Origin of the sequence: Tenacibaculum amylolyticum (genome assembly GCF_964511145.1) — a bacterium.
In the GTDB taxonomy this organism is placed as follows: Bacteria; Bacteroidota; Bacteroidia; order Flavobacteriales; family Flavobacteriaceae; genus Polaribacter; species Polaribacter amylolyticum.
On record NZ_CAZEFZ010000054.1, the window covers coordinates 1 to 3,555 of the forward strand.

At 30.5% G+C, this 3,555-nt stretch carries 6 protein-coding genes; all 6 read left to right on the forward strand.

What is annotated here, in order from left to right:
* Positions 1–68: 68 nt before the first annotated feature.
* A complete protein-coding gene (locus tag ACKTTC_RS13070; RefSeq protein ID WP_408040280.1) occupies positions 69–263 on the forward strand; it encodes a hypothetical protein in 195 nt (64 codons plus the stop codon).
* Complete coding sequence (locus ACKTTC_RS13075; protein WP_408040281.1) at positions 253–471, forward strand: hypothetical protein; 219 nt, start codon at positions 253–255, stop codon at positions 469–471. Before ACKTTC_RS13070 ends, ACKTTC_RS13075 begins: the two co-directional genes overlap by 11 nt.
* Positions 472–512: 41 nt before the next feature.
* A complete protein-coding gene (locus ACKTTC_RS13080) occupies positions 513–1,796 on the forward strand; it encodes a rolling circle replication-associated protein (protein WP_408040282.1) in 1,284 nt (427 codons plus the stop codon).
* Between the two features lie 153 nt (positions 1,797–1,949).
* Entirely contained in the window at positions 1,950–2,312 is a 363-nt protein-coding gene (locus ACKTTC_RS13085) for a hypothetical protein (RefSeq protein ID WP_408040283.1), read from the forward strand.
* 157 nt (positions 2,313–2,469) lie between these two features.
* Positions 2,470–2,694, forward strand: coding sequence for a hypothetical protein (locus tag ACKTTC_RS13090; RefSeq protein ID WP_408040284.1), 225 nt, complete (start codon positions 2,470–2,472; stop codon positions 2,692–2,694).
* A gap of 201 nt (positions 2,695–2,895) precedes the next feature.
* A partial coding sequence (locus ACKTTC_RS13095) for a DDE-type integrase/transposase/recombinase (protein ID WP_408040285.1) occupies positions 2,896–3,555 on the forward strand: 660 nt, incomplete at its 3' end.

Consider the following 3,555-nt stretch of genomic DNA (forward strand, 5'->3'; position numbering starts at 1 on the left):
TAACTGAATAGTTGCACAACGTTAAGTTAGAACTTGTAACTATTTCAATGACATAAAAATTAATTTTTATGTCATTCTTAACTAAAAGCGCACAACCGCTAAAAACATTACATCAAGGACAAACTTTTGTTAAATCCTTACATGATAGCTTTACTACAAAATTCTATATACATGTAGCATCTCATACCGACGTTTCAGAGGTTGAAATTATGGATGGAGTAATTGAGTTTATGAACCCAAATACTCTAGTCTATGCCTTCTAAAAACGAAATACTACACCAGACTAGAAGAGAGTTTATTGAATCCCAAACAAACAAACTTCTTAGAGATAAAACAAATGATATTTTTACTATTAGACAAGCTTATGTCGAAATAGCTGATAATATGCTTTTTTGCTCTTTAAGTACCATTTACAGAGCTTTAAAGCCTTATAAGACACCTCAAAAGAAAACATTAACATTTAATCACTAAGCCGTTACACGTCAATTCAAGACGCGTCAGCGGCTTTTCTATTGGCTTGTCAAAAACATAACGGTAAAATCGAAAAAACGAAGCAAGGGCTTGCCCGCGCTGAGTTTTTGAGTCTATTCCCTATGAATGCCCCTTGTACATTTTCCTTAAAAAACCAAGGTATCTCTCAGTACTTTGATGTTAGTTACCTTAACTTCTCTAGAAATGGAGATAAAAGACTTTTAAAACAGAATCAACAATCCGAATACTTAGACCGTATTAATAGTTTTGAGTATACATCAAGTTTTTTGAACGAAGTAAACGAAGTTCAGTCACTTTACAAAAACCATGTTGATTACATGAAAAAGAAATATGATGTAGATTTAAAGCCCTTAGGTACACTTTCAAAAGCACAAGTTAAGAGTTGTAAGAAAGCATGTGAAACTATGATTAATACGGTTATGTTCAGTAAAGATAATAAAGTTGATTATAAGACTGGTCAATACGTTGTTTTTGTTACTTTAACTATACCTGGTAAACAAATACATTCAGATAAGGAAATAAAGCTTTTGCAAACTCGATACATAGAAAATCTACAGAAAACTTACGGTGTTAAATACTATGTTTGGAAAGCAGAAACGCATAAAAGTGGAAACATCCATTTTCACTTACTTTTAGATAAATGGATCCATTGGACAGTACATCGCAAACTATGGAATAAACAACTTGACAAACTAGGCTATCTCGACAGACACTTTGAAAAAAACGGTAATCGTAATCCTAATAGTATTGATGTACATAGCCTTAAAACTGATAAAAAGGGGCGTAAAATAAAGAATCCTACAAAGTATATAATCAAGTATATGACTAAATTAGAATTTGGGAAACGTCCTGTACTTGGTAAATTATGGGGTTGTTCTTCTGAAACTAAGCGTTTAGATTATCCTAAATATTGCGAGGGTGATTATTACTTCTCTCATGTTGTATCACTGATAAACTCAGATCAAATATATCAGACTATAAAAGAGGATTTTTTTAGTTACTTCTCTGGTCGAGTATATAACGAGATATATAAAAAATACAAGGATTTATGGTCAAGTATCAAAACGTTTTACAAACTTCAGAACGGTAATATTAAGCCTGCTCCAATACCTACCCAGCCTTTTATTAGATCGGAAAAATACGAGTCTGTAGAAGAATTTCAAAATAGACTTGCAAAAGATAAAAAGGACTTTTTGGAGAATAATAGGATTGAAAAGAACAAAAAAGCACTAAGATCATTCAAACAAAACTATGTAAAACAGTTTGGTAGCTTTGAGAATCAACTAGAATTTAACTATTTGTAATATATGATGCACTATGCATTAATTTTATTTATCGTGTTTGACATTTTTGTTCTAACAAATACATAAACTATGAAGTCTATATTCCAATTTTTAAAGAATTTTCTTATAGTTCTTTTTTTAATCGTTCTAATAATTTTATTCTCAACTTTGTCTATGGAGAAAGTCAAAGCGTTTTTTAACGGTTTTTTAGGCAATGGAGTTGATTATCAACCTTTACAGGATACTGGTGCAGTTATATCAGATTATCAAGCTCGTGTAATAGCTGAGGGTCTATATTCAGCTATGTATAAAGTTGGTACTGATGAGGATAGAATATATTCTCTTTTAAGTGGTGTTAATCAAGGTGATTTTGCCAAAATATACAATGCATTTGGTTCTAGATACTATTTAGAATATACAGGTACCTGGGCAGATAGTGTTTTAGGTGTTAAAATTGATCTTATAGGTTGGTTAGAGAACGAGTTAACTGAATCTGAGTTAAAACATCTTTCAAATATTACTAAAGGAGTTTTTTAGCATCATCCTCTTTAACTCTTTTTATATATCCTTTCTTTTTTCCGTTTATATAACCCAAAAAGTACCCTATAAAAAAACTTAGTATAGTTGTTATAATTATGAGTCTATTAATTGTCATAGTATATAGTATTTTTTTTCGTAAAAATAGTAAAAAATCATGAAGCTAGGTAAAATACACACATATAGCATTATAATGGTTCGTTATGAAAATGGAGGTACCAAGTGGTATAAAGTTAAAAGAGGTAGAAACATAAACAGTATTGTAAACTACTTTAGTGGTTTACACTTTTATAAATGGTTGAAAATATTCGAATACTCAAATAATTCTGTTGGTCGTAAATATTTCTACCACACACGTACTGGTAAGTACGGCTTCGAATAATGTAATTGTATGAAAAAGAAGCTTCGTTGCGTAGCTTATCGCAACATTTTTATAGTTTATCAGTTGACCTAAAACACCTTTAACGAGGTGTTTTTTTGTTTTTTTGATTAAAAATTATTAAGATTGTAATACTATTAACGGTCATTGAAATTATTATAGTTCCCTAAAAAATTGATACACAGAAAATAAGAGAAAGAATTTATGCAGTTATATCACAGTAACGCAACAACCAATGCACATTTAAGAAAAGAAATCCAACAAAGTAAACTATCATCTAAACAATTATCCGAAAAGTACAAAATTTCATTAACCACCGTAAAAAGGTGGCGTAATAGAGATTATACAACGGATAGAAGCAGTAAGCCAAAAACGGTTCATTATTCGTTAACTTACTATGAACAAGAACTTATTGTCGCTTTAAGAAGAGCTACATGGCTGCCTTTGGATGATTTAGGTTATATGGTTTTTTCAAACCAGTATCTAAAACAAAGAAGTGCTATTTATAGGACTTTCAAGAGATACGGTGTTAATAAAGTTCCAAAAGAACACAAAGAAAAGGCTAAAAAGTTCAAAGAGTATAACCCTGGGTTTTTGCATGTAGATGTCACTTACTTACCAAAGATTAACGGTAATAGGAAATATTTGTTTGTTGCAATAGATAGAGCAACTAGAATGGTTTATTTTAAAATATACGACTCTAAAACCTCAGAAAATGCTAAAAACTTTGTTAAAGACTGTATTAAATTCTATCCTTTTAAACTTACTCATATCCTAACTGATAATGGTTTAGAGTTCACAAATTACTTGTTAAAGTCCAAGAAAGGTGAACCCTGTAAAAAACCAAGTAAGGTTGATCTTATT

Coding starts and splice junctions, on each gene's coding strand:
- ACKTTC_RS13070 (WP_408040280.1), top strand. CDS start 69: ATGTCATTCTTAACTAAAAGCGCACAACCGCTAAAAACATTACATCAA.
- ACKTTC_RS13075 (WP_408040281.1), top strand. CDS start 253: ATGCCTTCTAAAAACGAAATACTACACCAGACTAGAAGAGAGTTTATT.
- ACKTTC_RS13085 (WP_408040283.1), top strand. CDS start 1,950: ATGGAGAAAGTCAAAGCGTTTTTTAACGGTTTTTTAGGCAATGGAGTT.
- ACKTTC_RS13090 (WP_408040284.1), top strand. CDS start 2,470: ATGAAGCTAGGTAAAATACACACATATAGCATTATAATGGTTCGTTAT.